Raw genomic sequence first — 22,159 nt, forward strand, 5'->3', positions numbered from 1 at the left:
ATAAACTATAGGTATTATTTTTGCTTTATGAAATATTTGTACGATAAGAGAGTTCTTAATTTTGCAGTGATTATAGTTCTGACTATTGTGACTGTTAACTGGACTTCTTATATTTTTAAGCAAGATGTTAATACATATCTTTTACTTACGCTTATTTTTTTGAGATGTTTGACATCTTTTTTACTTTTGCGTGATTATATGGCTAGTTGGCGTAAGTCGACACAGAAGACCTTTTTGCGTAAAGTTTTTATCAATGTTCCTGTGTTTTTTATCGTTGCTTTTGCCTTTTATGGTCAGGTTAGATTTGCACTTATTTTCTCTGAGTTTTTATCTTATGTGTTTTTAATCAATTTGAGTGTATATTTTTATTGGTACCTTACAAATAGAAGTCAAATAGAGAAAACGAAAACAGCTGTCATTTATGGGGCGGGCGCAGCTGGAACAAAAATAGCTCAAGAGTTATCAGCGACAGGTTATCGTATCAAATTTTTTGTTGATGATGATAAGGCGCTACAAAAGAGAAGTATTGATGGCAAGAGAGTTTTATCAAGCTCGAAGTTGCGTAAAGAGCTACGTTCTTCAAGGTTTGACTTGTTAGTTGTTGCACTGCCTAAAAGCGCTAATCATATAGTTAAGAAAATTTATAAAAAACTAGAATCAAACTTTAATCAGATTAGGATTATGCCTCCTCTTGAGGATGTACTTCAAGACGAAAGTTTTATGTCGCAACTAAAGCCTGTTTCAGTATATGATCTTCTATCAAGAGATTCTAAAAGCCTTGATCAAAAATCTATCTCAAAATTTATCAAAGATAAGGTTATCCTAGTCACAGGTGCTGGTGGTAGTATAGGATCTGAGATTGTTAGACAATGTATTAAGTATGAGGCAAAACAGATAGTTCTACTTGATCATAGTGAGTTTAATTTATATAAGATTACAGAAGAATGTCATGGATATAATATCAAAAGTATCCTATGCTCAGTATGTGATCGAGAATCATTTGCTAAAGTTTTTAGCAAATATTCGCCAAATATAGTTTTTCATGCAGCGGCATATAAACATGTTCCTTTGGTTGAGGAGAATATATCTCGAGCTATCAGAAATAATATTCTAGGCACAAAAAATGCTATAGATTTAGCTATTGATTCAGGGGTTGGCTCATTTATTCTAATATCTACAGATAAAGCTGTGCGTCCAACTAATGTTATGGGGGCTACCAAAAGGGTTTGTGAGTTATACTTACAAAATGTTGATCCAAAAAATACCAAGCTTGCTGCTGTTAGGTTTGGTAATGTGCTAGGAAGTAGTGGTAGTGTTATACCAAAATTTGAAGAGCAAATCAGAAACGGTGGTCCTGTTACTGTCACTCACCCAGAGATTACAAGATATTTTATGCTTATACCGGAAGCGTGTGAGTTAGTATTACAAGCTGGAGCTATTGCCAAAAACTCCGAAGTTTTTGTGTTAGATATGGGTCAGCCTGTTAAGATATTAGATCTTGCTAAGCAGTTTATCAAACTATCAGGTAGAGATGATATCAATATCGAAATAATAGGTCTCCGTCCAGGTGAGAAACTGTATGAAGAGCTACTTATTGATGAAAACGATATTAGTACTGAATACAAAGATATTTTCATTGGTAAAAGAACTTTTTATGATTTTGAAGAGTTAGAGAATAATCTTCAGGAATTGTTTGTATTACAACCAGATAAGCAGCTAGAATTGTTGAAGAAGATTGTTCCAGAGTTTGATCATAAGTTAAATGGGTAGATAATTATGTTGTATAAGTTTCTAAAAAGATTTTTGGATATTGTTTTGTCTTTCGTGGGTTTGGTTCTTTTAAGTCCAGTATTTTTGATTGTTGTATTAATGATAAAAAAAGACTCAAAAGGTCCGATACTCTTTAAGCAGAAGCGTTATGGTAAGGGTAAGAAGTTCTTTTATATATACAAATTTAGAACAATGTATATAGATACACCTAAAGATATGCCGACACACTTATTACAAGATCCGTCTAAATGTATTACAAAGGTTGGAGCTTTTTTGAGAAAGACCTCTTTAGATGAGTTGCCTCAGATTATAAATATCCTAAAAGGTGAAATGAGTATCGTTGGACCGAGACCTGCATTATGGAATCAAGACGATTTGATCGCTGAGCGAGAGAAGTATGGTGCCAATGATGTGCCTGTTGGATTGACTGGGTGGGCACAAATCAATGGTCGTGATGAGTTGCCGATTGCTCAAAAAGCCAAACTTGATGGTGATTATGTCAAATACAAAAGTACATGGTTTGATATTAAATGCATATTTTTGACAGTCTTTTCAGTATTTGCTAGTAAAGGCGTAGTTGAAGGTGGTACTGGTTCACTAGATAACAAAAAAGATAATAAGAAATAATGAAAAAAGTTTTGATAACTGGTTTAAATAGTTATATTGGTAATTCTTTTGAGAAGAATTGCGGAGATGATTTTATAATCGAAAAAATATCACTAAAAGATGAATCATGGCAAACATTAGGCTTTAGTAAATATGATGCTATATTGCATGTTGCTGGCATTGCACATACTTCAAAAGATCCTTCTTTAAAAGATAAATACTATGCTGTAAATACTGAATTAACTTATGAGTTAGCTAAGATAGCTAAAAACTCAGGTGTCAAACAGTTTGTGTTTATGAGTAGTATAATTGTATACGGTGATAGTTCACTAATTGGGCAGCAAAAAATCATCACAAAAGATACTCAGCCGCGACCGGATGATTTTTATGGAGATAGTAAGCTTCAAGCAGAGCTTAAGCTAAAAACTTTAGTATCAGAAGATTTTAGTGTTGCGATAGTCAGACCACCGATGGTGTATGGTGATGGCTCAAAAGGTAACTATCCTAAGCTTGTTAAACTTGCCAAGTATGCTTTTATCTTCCCTAAAATAGCAAATCAGAGAAGTGTGATACATATTGATAACCTTACTAGTCAATTGAAAGATATTATAAGCAATAATTATGCAGGGACATTCTTGCCTCAAGATGATAAGTATTTCTGTACATCTGAATTTATCAAAGAGTATCGACAAAAAATGGGTAAAAAAACATATTTAACAGCCATTTTTAACCCATTAATTAAATTACTGGCAATCAAGATAGGGTTTTTGAATAAAGTTTTTGGTAGTATGGTATACAAGAAGTAGCATATTTAGACTGTTTTGGTTTGTAGAAAAATGCTTTTAAAAGTAATATAATTTCAGGATGTATGGTTTCGTTGTCTAAAGCGACATTAGAGGAGTGGTAGTGATAAACCTAATACTTTGTGGTGGTAGTGGTACTAGGCTTTGGCCTATTAGTAGGAAACTACTACCAAAACAGTTTGTGAAGATGTTTAGTGATAAATCACTGTTTCAATTAACTGTTGAGAGAAATTCTAGTTTGTGTGATTCAACAATGGTGGTCTCAAATGAGGGGCAATTATTTTTAGCAAAAGATCAGTTAGATGAGCTAGGTATTCTAGATAAAAGTATATTTCTAGAAGAGCCTGTTGGTAGAGATACAGCTCCTGCAATTGCTCTGGCATGTATGAAATTAGATCCGCAAGAAATAGTATTTGTAACTCCATCAGATCATGTTATTAATGTTGATGATGAGTATAGAGGTATTTTAGTTCAAGCTAAGAAATTAGCTAAAGAAGGTTCTCTTGTTACATTTGGTATTACACCAACTTTTGCTAATACCGGATTTGGCTATATCAAGTCAGCTGGTAATTTTGATGTAGAGAGTTTCCATGAGAAGCCAAATGCTGCTACAGCAGAGAAGTTTTTGGCAGATGGCTCATATTACTGGAACTCGGGGATGTTTATGTTTCAGGCAGGAGTTTTCTTAGAAGAGCTAAAAAAATATTCTCCAGAAATATATGATGCGTGTGTTCAAGCATATAATAATAGCGACCTAGATAATTCAGATGCTATTAAGTATGATGATATGATGAGTATTCCAGCAAAGTCGATAGACTACGCTGTGATGGAGAAATCCAACAAAATAAAGATGGTTGTTGCTGATATTGTTTGGAATGATGTGGGCAGCTTTGACTCGCTATTTGATCAATTACCTAAAGATGACAACAATAACACGATAAATAGTAATCATATTAGTATTGATAGTAAAAATAACCTGATCCATAGTGAAAAAGGTCCTAAAAAGGTTGCTACTATTGGGGTGGAAGATCTGATAGTTGTCGATAGTGGCGATGCTCTGTTGATTGCTAAAAAAGGTAGCTCTCAACGAGTTAAAGAGGTTGTTGAGCTTCTAAGTGACGATCTTAAAAACATCCATTTAACAGCACATAGACCTTGGGGTACATATACTGTGCTAGAGGATACTCCTGGTTATAAAATCAAGAAGATAGAGGTTAAACCATGTAAGAGGTTATCTTTACAAAAGCATTATCACCGTAGCGAACATTGGATAGTTGTCTCAGGTACTGCTACAGTGACTAAGGGAGATCAGGAGTTTATTGTTAGACCTAATGAATCTGTGTATATTCGTATGGGTGAGGTGCATAGGTTAGCAAATAATGGTAAGATTCCAGTAGTACTGATAGAGGCACAAGTCGGTGAGTACACCGGTGAAGATGATATCGTTAGATTAGAAGATGATTTTAATAGAATTTAATTTAATAAAGTAAATATAAGGATTGCAAATGAAAAAAGTAGCATTAATTACAGGTATTACTGGTCAAGATGGTTCATATTTGGCTGAGTTTTTATTAAAAAAAGGCTATGTTGTTCATGGTATCAAAAGAAGAAGTTCGCTTTTTAATACTGATAGAATCGACCACTTATACCAAGATCCTCATGTTGAGAATAGAAATTTAATTCTACACTATGGTGATATGACTGATTCTATGAATCTAACGAGAATCATTGCTGATACTCAACCAGATGAGATCTATAACTTAGCTGCGATGAGTCATGTGCATGTATCTTTTGAGACTCCAGAATATGTTGCTAATGCTGATGGTACTGGTACTTTGAGAATCTTAGAAGCTGTTAGACTTCTTGGTTTAGAGAAGAGGACTAAGATCTATCAAGCAAGTACGTCTGAGCTTTATGGTAAGGTTCAAGCAATTCCGCAAAGTGAGACTACACCGTTTTATCCAAGATCACCTTATGCGGTAGCTAAGATGTATGCATTTTGGATTACAGTTAACTATAGAGAAGCTTATGGTATGTTTGCTTGTAATGGTATTTTGTTTAACCATGAGTCTCCAGTGCGTGGAGAGACTTTCGTGACTAGGAAGATTACAAGAGCGGCATCTAAGATAGCACTTAACCTTCAAGATAAGCTGTATCTAGGTAATTTAGATGCTAAAAGAGACTGGGGTCATGCGAAAGACTACGTAAGAATGATGTGGATGATTCTGCAAGCTGATCAGCCAGAAGACTGGGTAATTGCTACTGGTCAGACTACTACAGTTAGAGATTTTGTTAAATTATCATTTGCTTATGCAGGTATACATTTAAGATTTGAAAATGAAGGTGTTGATGAGATTGGTGTGGTTTATTCTGTAGATTTAGCTAGAGCTGAAAAAGTAGGTGTTGACCTATCTCATATCACAGAAGGTCAAGTAGTAGTTTGTGTAGATCCTAGATATTTCAGACCTACAGAAGTAGATCTATTATTAGGTGATCCTACAAAAGCGGAACAAAAGCTTGGCTGGAACAGAGAGTATGACCTAAAAGATCTTGTTGATGATATGATGCAAAGCGATCTTAAATTAATGACGAAAGATGTTTACCTAAAAGAAGGTGGCTATAGAATAAATAGTTACTTCGAGTAATTTTTATAAATTCTAAATGCTAAATTTTAAATTCTAAGTAAAATCCATGAATGATAATCTTATACTTGATAAATCGTTTAACTTCTCGATTAGAGTTGTTAAACTTTATAAATATCTATGTGAGAATAAGAAAGGGTATGTTTTATCTAAACAACTAGTTCGTTCTGGCACGTCAATAGGTGCTAATATTAATGAGGCTCAAGCTGGTCAATCAAAAGCTGACTTTATTGCCAGAATGTGTATAGCTAGCAAAGAAGCAAGAGAAACCAAGTATTGGATAAACCTTCTTATTAAAACAGATTATTTGGACAAAGATGATAAGTATGTTTAGTCAATTGTCGATGATATTGATGAAATTAACAAGCATAATAAAAACCTGTCAAAACAAAATTTAAATTTCTCACGAACTTGGGTGGAAAATAGATGGAAAATAATTCAAAATTCAAAATTCAAAATTCAACATTAGATAAATCTGCTAAGATTTATGTGGCTGGTCACAGAGGTTTAGTTGGCTCAGCTATTGTTAAAAATCTGCAATCTAAGGGTTATACTAATCTTGTCATGAGGACTCATGCAGAGCTTGATTTAACTAATCAAAAGGCTGTTGAGGATTTTTTCAAGACTGAAAAGCCTGAATATGTAATTTTAGCAGCTGCTAAAGTTGGTGGAATTATTGCGAACAATACTTATCGAGCAGAATTTATCTACGATAATATTCAGATTCAAAATAATGTTATCCATCAAAGTTATGTAAATGGTGTGAAGAAGCTTCTATTTTTGGGTAGTACATGTATCTATCCTAAAGAAGCTCCGCAACCAATGTTTGAAAACTGTTTACTTACTAGTCCTCTAGAGTATACTAATGAGCCATATGCTATCGCTAAGATAGCTGGTATCAAGATGTGTGAGAGCTATAATTTGCAGTATGGCACAAACTTTATATCTGTGATGCCAACAAATCTATACGGGCCTAATGATAATTTCGATCTTGAGAAATCTCATGTTTTACCAGCTCTAATTAGAAAGGCTCACTTAGGTAAATGTCTTGAAAACAATGACTGGGATGCTATTAGAGCTGATATAAAAACTAGTCCTATTGAAGGTGTGGATCACAACTCATCACAAGAAGAAATTTTAGCTATCTTAGAGAAGTACGGTATACAATTAAGCATTGAAAATTCAAAATTCAACACTGCCATTGAGATATGGGGAACAGGTAAGCCAAGAAGAGAATTTTTATACTCTGAAGATATGGCTGATGCCTGTGTGTTTTTATTAGAAAATAGAGACTTCAAGGATACCTATTCTAAGGACGCTAAAGAGATAAGAAATACTCATATTAATATCGGTACTGGGGTTGATATCTCTATCAAAGAGCTTGCACAGCTTATCATGGGTGTAATTAGCTTCAAAGGTGAGCTTAAGTTTAATGTGGATAAGCCAGATGGTACTATGGTCAAGCTTACTGATCCATCTAAACTACATTCTCTTGGTTGGAAGCATAGAGTAGAGCTTGAAGATGGTATTAGAAAAGTTTACGACTGGTATCTTTCTAAGTCATAACTTTTAATCTTAATTTTATCTATAACCTTTTTTCCTACAATATTTTCAGTATACCAAGTACTTAGATTGAAATTTTAGATTGCTATTCGTATACTATCTCGTATATATCTATTCATTTTTCTTTTGGTGTTTTGTTATGAAAGGAATAATATTAGCTGGTGGTAGTGGTACACGATTGTACCCAATTACAAAAGGTGTAAGTAAACAGCTTACACCAATATACGATAAGCCACTTATCTACTACCCACTTTCTGTGCTCATGTTGGCTGGTCTGAAAGATATACTTATAATCACAACAGAACAAGATCAACCTAGTTTTAAGAATCTTTTGGGAGATGGCACCGATCTTGGCATCAATCTTGAGTATATCATACAGCCTAGCCCAGATGGGCTTGCTCAAGCTTTTATATTGGCTGAGGAATTTTTGGCAGGGGATTCAGCTTGTCTTGTTCTTGGTGATAATATTTTTTATGGTCATGGTCTACCAAAGATGTTTGCTAAAAGTATCCAGAATGTAGAAAAAGAAAATTGTGCTAGTATTTTTGGCTATTATGTTGATGATCCAGAGAGATATGGTGTTGCTGACTTTGATGCAGATGGAAATGTGGTCAGTATCGAGGAAAAACCAAAGAAGCCAAAATCAAACTATGCGGTAGTGGGCTTATACTTCTATCCTAGCGATGTGGTTGCTAAAGCTAAGCAAGTACAACCATCTGAAAGAGGAGAGTTGGAAATATCTACACTTAACCAGATGTATCTTGATGAAGCACGCCTTAAAGTTAAAACTATGGGTAGAGGGTATGCATGGCTAGATACTGGCACACATGAAAGTATGCTAGCTGCGAGTAACTTTATTCAAACTATAGAAGATAGGCAAGGTTTAAAAGTAGCTTGTCTTGAAGAGATTGCTTATGAGATGGGATATATCACAAAAGAGCAACTTCTTAAATTGGCACAACCGCTCAAGAAAAATCAGTATGGACAGTATTTGATAAAAAGAGCAAAAGAGCGAGCAGTACCACGATGAAATTTATTCGTGCGAATATTGAGGGCGTTGTTATTTGTGAACCTAAGGTTCATGGTGATGAGCGAGGCTATTTTGTAGAGACTTTTCGTGAAGATAAGTTATTTGACTTCTTAGGTTACAAGATTAATTTCTGTCAAGATAACGAGTCAAAGAGTTCTTATGGGGTGCTTAGAGGTTTACATTATCAGCTTCCACCACATGCCCAAACAAAACTTGTGAGAGTTATTCAAGGCAGAGTGCTAGATGTTGCTGTAGATATTCGTAAAGGTAGTCCAACATTTGGGCAGCATGTCGCAGTAGAGTTAAGTGCTGATAATAAGCGTCAGTTACTTGTACCAAGAGGATTTGCTCATGGTTTTGTAGTATTGGAAAATGATACTATTTTCTCATACAAGGTTGATAGTTATTACTCTCCGGAGTGTGATAGAGGTATCGCTTTTGATGATGAGAGTATCGCTATAAATTGGCAAGTACCTTCTGATAAGCTTAAATTATCAGCAAAGGATAAGGTTCAACCGAAATTAAATGAGACAGTTGATTTATTTGATTATGGCAAGAGCTATTATTAATGATAAATTAGTGATTAAGCAACGCGGGTAATTTGTTGTTTGAATATATGTGTGTTTTGCATATGTTGATGTGGTAACTAGTAACTAAATAGGTTTGTATGAAAGTATTAGTAACAGGTAGTAATGGTCAATTAGGCTCTGAATTAAAAGAGCTAGTGTCTAATTCAAAATTAGAAATTCAAAATTATACATTTATCTTCATGGATAGTAAGTCACTAGATATTACAGATCATCAAGCTGTTGAGAGATTTGTAGTCGAGCATGATATTGAGGCTATTATCAATTGTGCTGCATATACAGCTGTTGATAAAGCTGAGTCAGATATTGAAATGGCTGATAAGATAAACCATCTAGCTGTTGCAACTATTGCAGAGCTTGCTAAAAAGTGCAGTATCAAACTTATCCATATATCTACGGACTATGTCTTTAATGGTGAGAGTTTTAGACCATATATTGAGAGTGATAAGACAAATCCTCAAAGTATCTATGGGGCTACTAAGCTAGCAGGTGAAGAGGTTATACAGAGAATAAATCCTAAAGACTCGATAATTATCAGAACATCATGGGTTTATTCATCTTATGGTAATAATTTTGTTAAAACAATGCTTCGTTTGGGTAGAGAAAAAGATACTTTGGGTGTTATATATGATCAAGTAGGTACTCCTACTTATGCTAAAGACTTAGCAAAAGCTATTTTAGATATACTTAGTCAAGTAGATTCGCGTGTCAAGCACGAGAATGACAATGAGGTGGTTGAAATTTATAATTATTCTAATGAGGGTGTAACAAGCTGGTATGACTTTGCAAAAGAGATAATGAGTATTGCAAAAATAGAGTGTCAAGTTAACCCTATTGAGACAGTTGATTATCCAACACCTGCAAAGCGGCCACATTATAGTTTGCTTAATAAGAAGAAGATAAAGCAGGACTTTGGTTTATCAATACCATATTGGAAGAATTCTTTACAAGACTGTATATACAGAATTTTAAATGATAAATTTTGAATGTTGAATTATGAGTAGTAAGAATACTATTTTATAAATTGGTATCACATCAAATCATATAAAAAGAGTGTATGAGCATTGAGAGTGCAATCTAGTTAACAAATCCAGAATGGATGGGCTTATAGTAATTTTATATAAACAGTTTCCTTCTGTTACTATGTCACTTGATAGTGTAATCCATGTATACTAAATCCAATATCATAAAGTGGATACCGTGATCAAGTCACGGTATGACAAGAGATTTGTCATTATGGCCACTTGACACCCCATATGAACAAAACTCATTCATAAAATCAATTTACTATTAACTAATAATCAATAACAAGCTACAATTACGCTATAAGATTTTAAAATATCAAAATACTATTTAAACTATAAAGGAATATATAAATGAACTATAAACCTAGAAACATATTAGTAACAGGCGCAGCTGGTTTTATAGGTAGTAACTATGTACGTATGATGTTATCGAGATATAACGATGTGAAAATAGTATCTTATGACAAACTTACTTATGCAGGTAGTTTAGATAATTTAAAAGATCTAGAAAATGAACATAATCATACTTTTATCAAAGGAGATATTTGTGATGAAGCGTTAGTATATGAGACTCTTAAGAATCATAATATTGAAACTATAGTTCATTTTGCAGCAGAATCTCATGTAGATAATTCAATTGCTAATCCTAAGGTATTTTTAGAGACGAATGTAATAGGTACATTTACACTTTTAAATTGTGCTAAAAGATATTGGTTAGATGAGTTAGGATTAGATGAAACTAATTGTAAGTTCCATCATGTATCTACAGATGAGGTGTATGGTACATTATCAAAAGATGATCCGGCATTCACAGAGACAAAGGCATATGAGCCTAACTCTCCATATTCAGCATCTAAGGCAGGGTCTGATCATATTGCTAGGGCATATCATCATACTTATAAATTGCCAGTTACGATTTCAAACTGCTCAAATAACTACGGACCATATCAACATCCTGAGAAGTTGATACCAGTTGTAATTAATAGCTGTATCAACCAAAAGCCTATTCCGGTATATGGAGATGGTTCAAATATTCGTGATTGGCTGTATGTGGTAGATCATTGTGATGCTATACAAACAGTAGTTGAAAAGGGTGTGATAGGAGAAGTTTATAATATAGGAGGTATTAATGAGGTTGATAATCTGACACTTATAAATACTATATGTAGGCTAATGGATGAGTATAAGCCTGAGCATGCTCCACATAATAGACTAATATCTTTTGTAGAAGATAGGAAAGGACATGACTGGAGATATGCTATAGACAATAGTAAGATTCAGAACCAGCTAGGTTGGAAACCATCTCAAGATTTTGAGAAAATGTTTAAAGAAACTATTGAGTTTTATTTGTAAGGTATACTGATGTTATTTATAAATTTTTTGGCAGATATATATGCTAGTCGTCGATTGCTGCTAAATTTAGCTAAGGATGATTTTAAATCACGATATATGGGTAATCATCTAGGTATGCTATGGGCTTTTATCCAGCCTTTGGTTACGATAGCGGTGTTATGGTTTGTATTTACAGTAGGCTTCAGAGCAGCAGCATCTGATGGTGTGCCGTTTATTTTGTGGCTAATAACAGGGATGATTCCATGGTTTTTCTTTTCAGAGGCGCTACAGAACTCTACAAATGCGATACTTTCAAATAGTTTTTTAGTCAAAAAAGTAGTTTTTAGAGTTTCATTACTGCCGATAGTGCAGGTTACATCATCATCACTAATACATTTGTTTTTTGTTGGAGTGATAGTATTATTATTTTTTATTTATGGTTATACACCTTCTATATATTGGTTGCAGGTATTTTATTATTTTGGTTTTACAGTGATTTTAGTTTTGGGCATATCATGGATAACGAGTGCTGTAGTAGTGTTTTTGAGAGACTTAGGTCAGCTAATAGGAGTGATAATTCAGTTAGGATTTTGGTTGACACCGATATTTTGGAATATAGGTATGGTGCCAGAGAAATATCAGTATTTGATTAAGCTAAATCCGGTGTATTACATAATACAAGGATATAGGGATAGTTTTATATATCATGTTGGATTTTGGGAGAAGCCGTTACTTAGTATTTATAACTTAGTGATTGTGATGATATTTTTATTGATAGGCTCGGTAGTATTTAAGAGATTAAGACCACATTTTGCGGATGTTTTGTGATGAATAAAGAAGTAGCGATCAAGGTAGAGAATTTAACGAAGATATATAAGCTATATGATAAGCCTGTAGATAGGTTAAAGGAGTCACTCAATATCTTTGGTAAGAAGTATCATAAAGATTTTTATGCCTTAAATGAGGTATGTTTTGAAATCAATAAGGGTGATGCTGTGGGTATTGTTGGTAAAAATGGTAGTGGCAAATCAACTCTACTTAAAATAATAACAGGAGTTCTTACTCCAAGTTTTGGATCTGTGACTGTAAATGGTAGAGTATCAGCATTACTTGAACTAGGGGCAGGTTTTAATCCAGAGTATACAGGGTTAGAGAATATATATCTCCAAGGTCTTCTGATGGGGTATGACAAAGAAGCAATGCATACAAGAGTTGATGCTATACTAAGATTTGCTGATATAGGAGAGTTTATAAACCAACCCGTTAAAGGATACTCTAGTGGTATGTTTGCACGTCTTGCTTTTGCTGTAGCGATAAATGTTGAGCCAGATATATTGATTGTAGATGAGGCTTTGGCAGTTGGAGATATGGTTTTTCAAGCAAAATGTATGGCTCGTATGATTAGTCTGATGGAAAGAGGAGTTACCGTTTTATTTGTTAGTCATGATGCTCACTCTGTCAAGACTTTGTGTAACAAGGCTGTTTTTCTCCAAAATGGACAACTAGTGGATTATGGAGATTCAGCTAGGGTAGTTGGTAAATATGTCGAAATGCAAAGTATACAGATGAATGATGATCTAAAAGAGATTGATACTAAGATTGAAGATAGTAAAACTTATGATGAATTGTCTAGTGAAGATATTCCTGTCGTTGTATCCCTTGAACCAAAGAATCTAGATATGAGCTTATCTCAAAGATTTGGAGATGGTAGAGCTACGATTCTAAATGCTGTGATTTTAGATCAGGATTTTAAGCCTACGAATCAATTAGTTGCAACGAATGATTATTATATACAAATTGCCACTAAATTTAATACTAATCTATCTACTTTTGTAATAGGTACATCTTTGGCAAGTTTAGATGGGATCCAGCAAATAAGTTGTATAAACTCACAAGATTTTGTAACTTTTCCGAGTGTTAGTGAGGGAGAAGTTATTATTACAACAATTAAAGTAAATGTTCCATTAAAGGCGGGTAACTATGTTTTAAATGTTGGTTGTGAATTTCCAAGCATAAGCAATCTAACTCATCAATCTTTAGATGTTATAATGGCATATGAGCCTGTAAAAGTTGTTTTTGAAGCTCAAGATAAGGGTTTTTCATCGAATTTTTACACTAAAGGTGAATATTTTTTAAATAGAGTTGAGAATTAATTATGTCGATAAAGATATTAAACTTTGAAGCTAAAGGTGATGAAAGAGGGTGTCTTATATCTCTAGAACAAAATAAAAACATCCCATTTGATATAAAAAGAGTGTATTACATTTATGGAACAAAGGAAAATGTGCGTAGAGGTTATCATGCACATTGGAATTTGGAACAAGTTTTGATATGTGTATCAGGAAATTGCAAAATTTTAATTGATAATGGAATAGAAAAAGAAAACATTATATTGGATTCTCCCAATCAAGGTCTAATGATATCAGGCTTGATATGGAGAGAAATGTTTGATTTTTCTCCTGATTGCGTGCTTATGGTTTTAGCAAGTGAGTTATATGATGAAAATGATTATATTAGGAGCTATGATAAATTTTTAAAAGAGGTTGTTCATGAAAAAGACTAAAAAACTTGTTATAGTTGGAGTAGGTGAAACAGCTTTAATAGCATATGAATATTTTCATTATGATTCTGAATATGAGGTTGTTGCATTTAGTGTTAATCAACAATATATTTCTGAAAAAACCATATATAATTTGCCTGTAGTTCCTTTTGAAGTATTAGAACAAGTATATTCTCCTAAAGAGTTTGAAGTCTATGTGGCTATTAGTTCTAGTAAATTAAATAGAAGTAGAACTAAAATTTATGATGAAGCTAAAAGAAAAGGATACATCTGTGCAAGTTATATAAGTTCTAGATCTTTCGTATGGAGAAATGTTGAAATTGGTCAAAATTGTTTTATATTTGAGAATAATACATTACAACCATTTGTTAAAGTAGGTGATAATGTAACTATTTGGAGTGGTAATCATATTGGTCATAATACTATTATAAAAAATAATTGTTTCATATCCTCTCATTGCGTTATTTCAGGTTTTTGTGAAATAGGTGATAGCAGTTTTCTTGGAGTAAATTGTACTATTGAGAATAATACTAAGATTGCAAGAGATAATTTCATCGGGGCTAGAACCCTTATACAGAAAGATACTCCTGAAAAGGCATTTTATCAAGATAAACAAACAGAGTTATCTAAAGTGGATAGTCATAGGTTATTTAGAATTAAGGAATGAAAAATTATTATGAAATGGGAAAAAAAAGGGTTGATTTATACGCCACCTAAAGACAACAGTTGGAGGGATAATTCAGCATTAACACCTACAGCATATCTATTAAATGACGAGGTTATTAGAATATATGTAAGTTTTAGAGATGCTAAAGGAGTAGGGAGAATAGGTTTCGTTGATGTTAAAGCAAAGAATCCATCAAATATAATACAGATTTCTAATAAACCAGTGCTTGATGTTGGGCAACGAGGTATGTTTGATGATAATGGGATGATTCTTGGTGATTTAATTAATGTCGATAATAGAATTTATATGTACTATGTGGGATTTCAAAAAGTTGAGAAAGTTAAATTTTTAGCATATTCAGGCTTAGCAATTAGTAATGATAATGGAGAATTTTTTATAAGATATCAGCAAACTCCTATACTTGATAGAGCTCAAGAAGCTTTTTATATTAGGGCTATACATTCTGTGATATATGAGGATAAAAAATTTAAAATTTGGTATGCAACAGGTAGTGGTTGGGAGAATATAAATGGAGTCGATTATCCACAGTATGATATAAACTATATTGAGTCTGATAATGGTGTTGATTTTCCTAATCAAGGAATTAAATGTATTGAGAATAATAGTCAGAATAAAGAATATAGAATTGGCAGACCAAGAGTATATAAGTATAAAGATAAATATATAATGAATTTTACATATGGAACAACTGATGGTAGATATATCGCTGGTCAAGCAGAATCGACAGATGGATCCTCTTGGTTGAGAGATGATACTAAAAAAGGTATTGAACTATCCGAATTGGGTTGGGATTCTATTCATTTAAGTTATCCATCAGTTATAAAAACTAATTATGGAACGTATATGTTTTATAATGGTAATAATATGGGGCTTGATGGTTTTGGTTATGCAAGATTAGTAGAGAAGTAAATGCAATTAATTAAATATACCGTAGATAAAAAGCAAGACTGGGATCTATTTGTAACTAATGCAAAAAATAGCCATTTTATGTTTTACAGGGATTATATGGATTATCATTCTGATAGATTTAAAGATTTTTCTTTAATGTTTTATGATGAAAAAGGAAAAATATTAGGACTACTTCCAGCAAATATTGAGGGTGATGTTTTGTATTCTCATCAAGGCTTAACATTTGGAGGTTTTTTAATAGATACAAATATAAAAACAAAAAGTATGTTAGAACTTTTTGATGTTTTAAAAGGATATCTTTTAAAACAAAACATTAAAAAAATTATATACAAATGTATTCCATATATATATAGCAGTTTGCCAGCGGAAGAAGATCGTTATGCTCTTTATGTTAATGAGGCTAGTCTTATTAGGAGAGATGTGACAACGACAATCTTATTGGATAATAAGATTAAGTACCAAGAGCAAAGAAAGAGAGCTATAAAAAAAGCTTTTAAAAATGGACTTATCATTGAAGAATCATCTGACTATAATTCTTACTGGAGCATTCTTAGAGATGCATTGAAACATCAGCATAATGCTACACCTGTGCATAATGAGGATGAGATTAAAAGATTAGCACAATTATTTCCAAATAATATAAAATTATTTGTAGTAAAAGATGATGAAAAGATTTTAGCGGGGACAGTTATATTTGAAAATTCAGATATAGTACATACTCAATATCTTGCTAGCTCTGAACAAGGTAGAAAAGTAGGTGCATTAGATTTTGTATTAGACTATCTTATTTCTAATAAATATCAAAATAAAAAATATTTTGATTTTGGAATTTCAAATGAAGATAATGGGAAATATTTAAATGAAGGGCTTATTGCTCAAAAAGAAGGTTTTGGTGCAAGAGCAGTTGTGCATGATTTTTATGAGATAAGGGTTTGAAAGATGATCAAATTTCTTGATTTACAAAAAATAAATAACCTATATCAGCAAGAATTAAAAGATGCTTGTGCTAGAGTTATTGATAGTGGTTGGTATATTCGTGGTAGTGAATGTGAAAAATTTGAGCAAGAATTTGCTAAATATTGTGGTACTGAGTATGCTATAGGAGTTGCTAATGGTTTAGATGCCTTGATTCTTATTATCAGAGCGTATAAAGAACTAGGTGTCTTCAAGTCTGGTGATGAAATTATGGTACCAGCAAATACCTATATTGCGAGCATTTTGGCTATATCTGCTAATGATATGGTGCCTGTGTTAGTAGAGCCTAATTTAGATGATTATCTATTAGATACAGATAAAATTGAATCAGCTATCACAGCTAAGACAGTAGCTATAATGCCAGTACATCTATATGGTCAAACTTGCCAGATGGACAAAATAAATGCTATAGCTAAGAAATATAATCTCAAAGTAATAGAAGACTCTGCTCAATCACATGGTGCATATTTTGCAGATAAGAAATCAGGCAACCTAGGCGATGCTAGTGGCTTTAGCTTTTACCCTGGTAAAAACTTAGGGGCATTAGGCGATGCTGGTGCTATAACTACTAATGATAAGATTCTAGCAGATACTATATCTGCTTTGGCAAATTATGGAAGTCATGAGAAATATAAAAATCTTTATAAAGGTATTAATAGCCGTCTAGATGAAATACAAGCTGCTATGCTTAGTATTAAACTTAAATATTTAAATGAAGAAATAGATTGTCGTAGAGAAATTGCAGAATATTATCTCTCTAATATTAAAAATGAAAGTATTATTCTACCAAAGCTTAGGAAATTAGATAATCATGTATGGCATGTATTTGTAGTTAGAACAGCGAATAGAAATAAATTACAAAAATATCTACTAGATAATAATATTCAAACAGTTATTCATTACCCTACAGCTCCACATCATCAAGAAGCTTATAAAGAATGGAGTAATGATAATTATCCAATATCAGAGCAGATTCATAGTCAAGTTTTGAGTCTACCTATAGGGCGCCATTTATCCAAAAAAAATATATTAACTGTAGTTGAAGTTCTAAATAGGTTTTAATCTATGAATGATATAGAACAAAAACTTATAGAATTGCTTGATAATATTAAACGACAAGTCACTATAGTAGATATAGAAGATCAAAGGTTATTTTTAGCCAGGATTTATGGAAATCTTTGCTGGATGAATAATATAAAACTTTTTGAGGATGATTATTGGGAAAAATTGTTTGTAAATGACTTATATGATAAATATTCAAAAATAATATCTATAGATAAACAAGTCAAAGATGAATTACATATAATAACAGAATGTTATCCATATGGTGGACATACTAGACTTTTAGAGAATATACTTAGAATTAGATGTGTAGGTGATGTGCTTATATCTCGCACAGAGTTTTCTTATAAAGAAAAACTATCTGTCTGGGACTCTTGTAGTGTTTATAATTTTCCTTCAAAAGATGCAAATATCGAAGATATAATATTAATTGCACAGAGCTATAGAACTATATATTTACATATTCATCCTGATGATATAGTTTCAGCTGTTGCTGTTGATATCCTGAAGAAAAAACTTAGAAATAATATTAAAATAGTTTTTGTAAATCATGCAGATCACGTTTTTTCATTTGGTTTTGAGTCTGTTGATCTGATTGCAGAGATAAGTCTTTTTGGCTATAAAATAAATAAAGAGTATAGATCAAATAAAGGAACGAAAAGCTTTTTTATGGGTATCCCTATCAAATTTGAAAATTTATTTATAGAAAATAAAAAAAAGGGAAAAAATCTATTATTTGTTAGTAGTGGAGCAGATTATAAGTATAAACCGTTTGCAGAATTTAATTTTCCTAAGTTTGTCGAAGAACTTCATAATACAAATACCAAGTTTAGACTTAAGGTTGTTGGTGCTAAAAAAAGTCAAAAATACTGGCAGAATCTAAATAAGTATTCTAATATCGAACTTATAGAAACAGTACCTTACAATGAATATTTAAACATTGTTGAGAAAGCTGATCTATTCTTAACAAGTTGGCCTTTATCTGGAGGGACAGCTCCTCTTGATGCTTGGTTAAAAAATAAAATTGTAAGTGGATTAAGTATTCCTATAAGAGGTTTTACACCTCTTGAAAAACTTTGGTTTGATAGTGATGATGAATTACTGAGAGAAATCCAAAGTTTTTATAAAGACTATAAACAAAGTAAAATATATAAATTAAATACATCTAATGAGTTAGAAGAAGAATTTATTAAAAATCATAGTTTTGAAAATGTAGGTATTAGATTAGATAATGCACTAAAATCAGATAGTGTAATTTTTGAATATTTTACAAATTACGATTTAAATGATAATGATAGTTTGTTTTTTTATAAAATGTGGAAAGCTGAAAATAAAATCCACTTTGCGGAAAGTCATAAAAATTGGCTTGTTGATTATCTGTTTGATAAAAATAAAAACTTAATTATGTCTAATAAAAATTTAGAAAATGAATTGAATAGAACTTATCATTCATGGACTTGGAAAATTATGATGCCTGTTAGAGTCTTTCTAAATATTTATAAAAAAGTATTTAAAATCAAAAATAAGCAGTAAAAAGATGAAAAAGATTAAAGTGATCCTGTCCGTGTTATTTCCAATAGGTAGTATGCGAAGAGAAATAATTAGTAAAGTCTATCGTAAGATAAAGCCTCGTAGTGAACAAGAAATTATTAAGAATAGTCTTTTCAAGGGAGGAAAGAGTTATATAGATAGTAGAGAAACTATAGTATTAGTATCTCATCAGTCTTCTGCAACGGGAGCCCCATTACTTGGATTAAATATAGGTAAAAATCTAAGTGGTAAATATAATTTAATTAATTATGTGATGGAAAAAGCAACAATTCATGATGCATTTTTAGATGATTGTTTTTTACTTGTTGATGCTACTAATACTAATACCGATTTGATAGTACCACGAATATTTGACTATTTGAATAATAAATATCATTTAAAAGTAGTCATATGTAATTCTGTAGTTACTCACTCAGTTTTAAGTGTAGCAAGAGATTTACGAATTCCTACATTATCATTAATACATGAATTCACTGGATATAGAGTTACATCTGGCATAATGCGCGATAATGTCATAGCGGCAGATAGCGTTATTTTACCAGCAAAAATTGTTCAAGATTCTCTAACAGATTATTTGAAAGATGTCGAGATAATATCAAATATCCCTAAGAATATCTCGATTTATCCACAAGGTAAACTTCCATTTATACCAAAAACTTATGGAGATTCAGATAGTGTAAACCAAATTTTACAAAAGATAGGTATTCGTAATAAAGATGAATATAAAATCATTGTAGGGGCAGGATCTATAGATATTAGAAAAGGTATAGATTTATTTATCTCCATAGCTAGATATACTAAACAAAACTATAAGGGTAAGTGTAAATTTGTTTGGGTTGGTGATGGTCTAAGAGAATCTGATTATGCATATTCATATTGGTTGCAACGAGAAATAAAAATATTTGATTTAAGTAATGACTTTATTTTTCTTGAGCATCAACAAAGTCTAGATGCAATTTTTTCAATAGCAGATATATATTGTTTGACATCAAGAATGGATCCATTTCCAAATATTGCTATTGATGCATTAGAAGCTAATTTGCCAATCGCTTGTTTTAGGGATGCCTCAGGTACGGTTGAGTTTTTAGAGAAATATAATGCGGAGTCTATAATTGTAGATTATCTAGATACATACCAATTAGGTTACGAGATCGCAAATTATTTAACAAAAATTACAAATAAAACAAATATAAATGCTAAATTAGTTAAAGAGTATTTAGATTTTGATAAATATATTAATTTTTTATTAGAAAAAATAGATGAGTGTTGTGAATATAATACAGAGAATCTAAAAATATCAAATAAGTTAGAAGAGTCTGAATTTTTTGATAATAAATTTATAGGATTATCTGAGCTAAAATCTGCTTCAACTTATTTTTATACATTAGCACATAGAAAAGGTTTACATAGACTGACATCTAATCCTTGTCCAGGCTTTTCAAACCTTAAGTGGATCATAGAAAATAGTGATAGTGAAACTGGAGTTCCTTTGTATGATGCACTTAATAAAGGAATTTATACGACTCATGAATGTTATAGATTACCTATAAATAGTGAAAAAAATATATCTCATAAATTTGCAATACATCTCCATTTATTTTATATAGATCTTGCTGATGAATTTAATGAGTATTTTAAGTTGCTTCCAAAAGGATATGACTTATATATTACTATTATAGACAGTAATAATTCAGAGTTTATTAAAGAGAAGTTTAGTAGTTCTGGAGCTGCTAATGTTGAGATTGTAGCAGTAGATAATATTGGTAGAGATATTGCACCAATGATATTTGGTTTAAAAGATCAGTTACTTAATAGAGGATATGAAATTGTGGGTCATTTCCATAGTAAAAAAACAGTTAGTGCCCATGATAATTTAGGAGATAAATGGAGAGCCTATCTGCTAAATAATTTAATAGGTGATAATGAACAAATATCTAATTCTATACTTAATTTATTTAATGATGAAAAAATAGGCCTAGTTTTTCCTGAGGATAGAACTTATATAGATATTGGAGAAAACAAATTTTATGTTGATGAGTTGTGTACTGCTATTGGATTGGAAAAAATTTGTGAAACACCTTTATTTCCTTTAGGTAATATGTTTTGGGCAAGAGTAGATGCTATTAGAGATATTTTCTCTCTTAATGAGGATATGATTCTACAAGAGGAACCTTTACCTCGTGATGGTAGTTATATGCATGCATTAGAGAGAATAATACCAAATATAGTCGAGAAAAATGGTTATAAATATGTGACTGTTTATAAGGATAGTACATCGTGGTAGTTGGTGGTGGGCAATTGGCAAATGCTTTTCAAAGTTATCAATTTAATGATGATGTTGTTATTTTTGCTAGTGGAGTTTCGAACTCTAATTGTACAGACAAAAATGAATTTGACAGAGAAAGAAATCTTTTAGAAGAGGTCTTGAAAAATAATTCAAATAAGAAGATAGTTTATTTTAGTAGTTGTGCATTATCTGCTAATGACTATCCTAAAAGTGCATACTATGAACATAAGATACAGATGGAGTATCTTATAAAAAAGCTCTCAAATAAGTACTTTATCTTTAGACTTCCTCAACTTTTTGGTAGTTTAAAGTCGCATAATACTATAATAAACTATATCTATCATTCTATTAAAAATAACCAAGAATTTAATGTTTATTCAGATGCATATAGATATGTTATTGAAGTTGATGATGTTAAGAAATTTGTAGATTCATATTTAATAAATGGTGAATTATGTTCTACTATTGATATTGCAAACCCATATAGATATAAAGTTTTAGATATTGTAGAGATATTTGAAAGCCTTATGAATAAGAAGGCTAATATTACAATTGTGCAGAGACAAGATAAATATATTTTGGATCTTGGAGAACTTTACAATTTTATTGAGAGAAATAATCTTAATATTGAGTTTGGTGAAAGTTATTTAAAAGATAAGCTCAGTAAAAAAATAATAGACTAAAATAAATTCATAGACTAATACATCAAAGAGTCATTTATTATGAATTTGTTTGTGACTATAATAATAGTTTATAGGGATGTATGAGT

At 31.8% G+C, this 22,159-nt stretch carries 21 protein-coding genes; all 21 read left to right on the forward strand.

Annotation, left to right across the window (positions count from 1 at the left end):
- Positions 1–27 precede the first annotated feature (27 nt).
- The gene (locus FTPG_RS04645) at positions 28–1,770 is read left to right on the forward strand and encodes a polysaccharide biosynthesis protein (protein ID WP_004287268.1); all 1,743 of its coding nucleotides are present in this window, start codon (positions 28–30) and stop codon (positions 1,768–1,770) included.
- Between the two features lie 6 nt (positions 1,771–1,776).
- Positions 1,777–2,397, forward strand: coding sequence for a sugar transferase (locus tag FTPG_RS04650; RefSeq protein ID WP_004287269.1), 621 nt, complete (start codon positions 1,777–1,779; stop codon positions 2,395–2,397).
- A complete protein-coding gene (locus FTPG_RS04655; RefSeq protein WP_004287270.1) occupies positions 2,397–3,182 on the forward strand; it encodes an NAD-dependent epimerase/dehydratase family protein in 786 nt (261 codons plus the stop codon). The genes FTPG_RS04650 and FTPG_RS04655 overlap by 1 nt, the downstream gene beginning before the upstream one ends.
- 100 nt (positions 3,183–3,282) lie before the next feature.
- Positions 3,283–4,656, forward strand: a complete 1,374-nt coding sequence (locus tag FTPG_RS04660) for a mannose-1-phosphate guanylyltransferase/mannose-6-phosphate isomerase (RefSeq protein WP_004287271.1) — start codon at positions 3,283–3,285, stop codon at positions 4,654–4,656.
- A 28-nt stretch (positions 4,657–4,684) separates the two neighbouring features.
- Positions 4,685–5,824: a GDP-mannose 4,6-dehydratase gene (gmd, locus tag FTPG_RS04665; RefSeq protein WP_004287272.1), complete on the forward strand. Its 1,140-nt coding sequence runs from the start codon at positions 4,685–4,687 to the stop codon at positions 5,822–5,824.
- A 46-nt stretch (positions 5,825–5,870) separates the two neighbouring features.
- Positions 5,871–6,155 (forward strand): four helix bundle protein, encoded by a 285-nt coding sequence (locus tag FTPG_RS04670; RefSeq protein WP_004287273.1) that lies wholly within the window; start codon positions 5,871–5,873, stop codon positions 6,153–6,155.
- A gap of 92 nt (positions 6,156–6,247) precedes the next feature.
- Positions 6,248–7,387 carry a GDP-L-fucose synthase family protein gene (locus FTPG_RS04675; protein WP_004287274.1) on the forward strand — a complete coding sequence of 380 codons (1,140 nt, stop codon included), beginning with the start codon at positions 6,248–6,250 and terminating at the stop codon, positions 7,385–7,387.
- 136 nt (positions 7,388–7,523) lie between these two features.
- Entirely contained in the window at positions 7,524–8,414 is an 891-nt protein-coding gene (gene rfbA, locus FTPG_RS04680; protein ID WP_004287275.1) for a glucose-1-phosphate thymidylyltransferase RfbA, read from the forward strand.
- The gene (gene rfbC / locus FTPG_RS04685) at positions 8,411–8,983 is read left to right on the forward strand and encodes a dTDP-4-dehydrorhamnose 3,5-epimerase (RefSeq protein ID WP_004287276.1); all 573 of its coding nucleotides are present in this window, start codon (positions 8,411–8,413) and stop codon (positions 8,981–8,983) included. The genes rfbA and rfbC overlap by 4 nt, the downstream gene beginning before the upstream one ends.
- A 98-nt stretch (positions 8,984–9,081) precedes the next feature.
- The gene (rfbD, locus tag FTPG_RS04690; protein ID WP_004287277.1) at positions 9,082–9,987 is read left to right on the forward strand and encodes a dTDP-4-dehydrorhamnose reductase; all 906 of its coding nucleotides are present in this window, start codon (positions 9,082–9,084) and stop codon (positions 9,985–9,987) included.
- Positions 9,988–10,377: 390 nt separating this feature from the next.
- A complete protein-coding gene (rfbB, locus tag FTPG_RS04695; protein WP_004287278.1) occupies positions 10,378–11,379 on the forward strand; it encodes a dTDP-glucose 4,6-dehydratase in 1,002 nt (333 codons plus the stop codon).
- Between the two features lie 9 nt (positions 11,380–11,388).
- On the forward strand, positions 11,389–12,186 hold the full coding sequence (locus FTPG_RS04700; protein ID WP_004287279.1) for an ABC transporter permease: 798 nt from the start codon (positions 11,389–11,391) through the stop codon (positions 12,184–12,186).
- Positions 12,186–13,511: an ABC transporter ATP-binding protein gene (locus FTPG_RS04705; RefSeq protein WP_004287280.1), complete on the forward strand. Its 1,326-nt coding sequence runs from the start codon at positions 12,186–12,188 to the stop codon at positions 13,509–13,511. Before FTPG_RS04700 ends, FTPG_RS04705 begins: the two co-directional genes overlap by 1 nt.
- A 2-nt stretch (positions 13,512–13,513) precedes the next feature.
- On the forward strand, positions 13,514–13,921 hold the full coding sequence (locus tag FTPG_RS04710) for a sugar 3,4-ketoisomerase (RefSeq protein ID WP_004287281.1): 408 nt from the start codon (positions 13,514–13,516) through the stop codon (positions 13,919–13,921).
- Complete coding sequence (locus tag FTPG_RS04715) at positions 13,908–14,585, forward strand: acetyltransferase (protein WP_004287282.1); 678 nt, start codon at positions 13,908–13,910, stop codon at positions 14,583–14,585. The genes FTPG_RS04710 and FTPG_RS04715 overlap by 14 nt, the downstream gene beginning before the upstream one ends.
- 9 nt (positions 14,586–14,594) lie before the next feature.
- Positions 14,595–15,515: a hypothetical protein gene (locus FTPG_RS04720; protein ID WP_035722421.1), complete on the forward strand. Its 921-nt coding sequence runs from the start codon at positions 14,595–14,597 to the stop codon at positions 15,513–15,515.
- Entirely contained in the window at positions 15,516–16,451 is a 936-nt protein-coding gene (locus FTPG_RS04725; RefSeq protein WP_004287284.1) for a GNAT family N-acetyltransferase, read from the forward strand. It abuts the gene before it with no gap.
- 3 nt (positions 16,452–16,454) lie between these two features.
- A complete protein-coding gene (locus FTPG_RS04730) occupies positions 16,455–17,552 on the forward strand; it encodes a DegT/DnrJ/EryC1/StrS family aminotransferase (RefSeq protein WP_004287285.1) in 1,098 nt (365 codons plus the stop codon).
- 3 nt (positions 17,553–17,555) lie between these two features.
- Positions 17,556–19,085: a hypothetical protein gene (locus FTPG_RS04735; RefSeq protein WP_004287286.1), complete on the forward strand. Its 1,530-nt coding sequence runs from the start codon at positions 17,556–17,558 to the stop codon at positions 19,083–19,085.
- 4 nt (positions 19,086–19,089) lie between these two features.
- Entirely contained in the window at positions 19,090–21,387 is a 2,298-nt protein-coding gene (locus FTPG_RS04740; protein ID WP_004287287.1) for a rhamnan synthesis F family protein, read from the forward strand.
- A complete protein-coding gene (locus FTPG_RS04745; protein WP_004287288.1) occupies positions 21,381–22,073 on the forward strand; it encodes an NAD-dependent epimerase/dehydratase family protein in 693 nt (230 codons plus the stop codon). The genes FTPG_RS04740 and FTPG_RS04745 overlap by 7 nt, the downstream gene beginning before the upstream one ends.
- The last annotated feature ends 86 nt before the right edge of the window (positions 22,074–22,159 follow it).

Origin of the sequence: Francisella philomiragia subsp. philomiragia ATCC 25015 (assembly GCF_000156715.1) — a bacterium.
GTDB classification, from domain to species: domain Bacteria; phylum Pseudomonadota; class Gammaproteobacteria; order Francisellales; family Francisellaceae; genus Francisella; species Francisella philomiragia.

Bases quoted from the DNA above. Each gene is read 5' to 3' on its own strand.
- FTPG_RS04645 (WP_004287268.1), top strand. From the start codon at position 28: ATGAAATATTTGTACGATAAGAGAGTTCTTAATTTTGCAGTGATTATA.
- FTPG_RS04650 (WP_004287269.1), top strand. From the start codon at position 1,777: ATGTTGTATAAGTTTCTAAAAAGATTTTTGGATATTGTTTTGTCTTTC.
- FTPG_RS04655 (WP_004287270.1), top strand. From the start codon at position 2,397: ATGAAAAAAGTTTTGATAACTGGTTTAAATAGTTATATTGGTAATTCT.
- gmd (WP_004287272.1), top strand. From the start codon at position 4,685: ATGAAAAAAGTAGCATTAATTACAGGTATTACTGGTCAAGATGGTTCA.
- FTPG_RS04670 (WP_004287273.1), top strand. From the start codon at position 5,871: ATGAATGATAATCTTATACTTGATAAATCGTTTAACTTCTCGATTAGA.
- FTPG_RS04675 (WP_004287274.1), top strand. From the start codon at position 6,248: ATGGAAAATAATTCAAAATTCAAAATTCAAAATTCAACATTAGATAAA.
- rfbA (WP_004287275.1), top strand. From the start codon at position 7,524: ATGAAAGGAATAATATTAGCTGGTGGTAGTGGTACACGATTGTACCCA.
- rfbC (WP_004287276.1), top strand. From the start codon at position 8,411: ATGAAATTTATTCGTGCGAATATTGAGGGCGTTGTTATTTGTGAACCT.
- rfbD (WP_004287277.1), top strand. From the start codon at position 9,082: ATGAAAGTATTAGTAACAGGTAGTAATGGTCAATTAGGCTCTGAATTA.
- rfbB (WP_004287278.1), top strand. From the start codon at position 10,378: ATGAACTATAAACCTAGAAACATATTAGTAACAGGCGCAGCTGGTTTT.
- FTPG_RS04700 (WP_004287279.1), top strand. From the start codon at position 11,389: ATGTTATTTATAAATTTTTTGGCAGATATATATGCTAGTCGTCGATTG.
- FTPG_RS04705 (WP_004287280.1), top strand. From the start codon at position 12,186: ATGAATAAAGAAGTAGCGATCAAGGTAGAGAATTTAACGAAGATATAT.
- FTPG_RS04710 (WP_004287281.1), top strand. From the start codon at position 13,514: ATGTCGATAAAGATATTAAACTTTGAAGCTAAAGGTGATGAAAGAGGG.
- FTPG_RS04715 (WP_004287282.1), top strand. From the start codon at position 13,908: ATGAAAAAGACTAAAAAACTTGTTATAGTTGGAGTAGGTGAAACAGCT.
- FTPG_RS04720 (WP_035722421.1), top strand. From the start codon at position 14,595: ATGAAATGGGAAAAAAAAGGGTTGATTTATACGCCACCTAAAGACAAC.
- FTPG_RS04725 (WP_004287284.1), top strand. From the start codon at position 15,516: ATGCAATTAATTAAATATACCGTAGATAAAAAGCAAGACTGGGATCTA.
- FTPG_RS04730 (WP_004287285.1), top strand. From the start codon at position 16,455: ATGATCAAATTTCTTGATTTACAAAAAATAAATAACCTATATCAGCAA.
- FTPG_RS04735 (WP_004287286.1), top strand. From the start codon at position 17,556: ATGAATGATATAGAACAAAAACTTATAGAATTGCTTGATAATATTAAA.
- FTPG_RS04740 (WP_004287287.1), top strand. From the start codon at position 19,090: ATGAAAAAGATTAAAGTGATCCTGTCCGTGTTATTTCCAATAGGTAGT.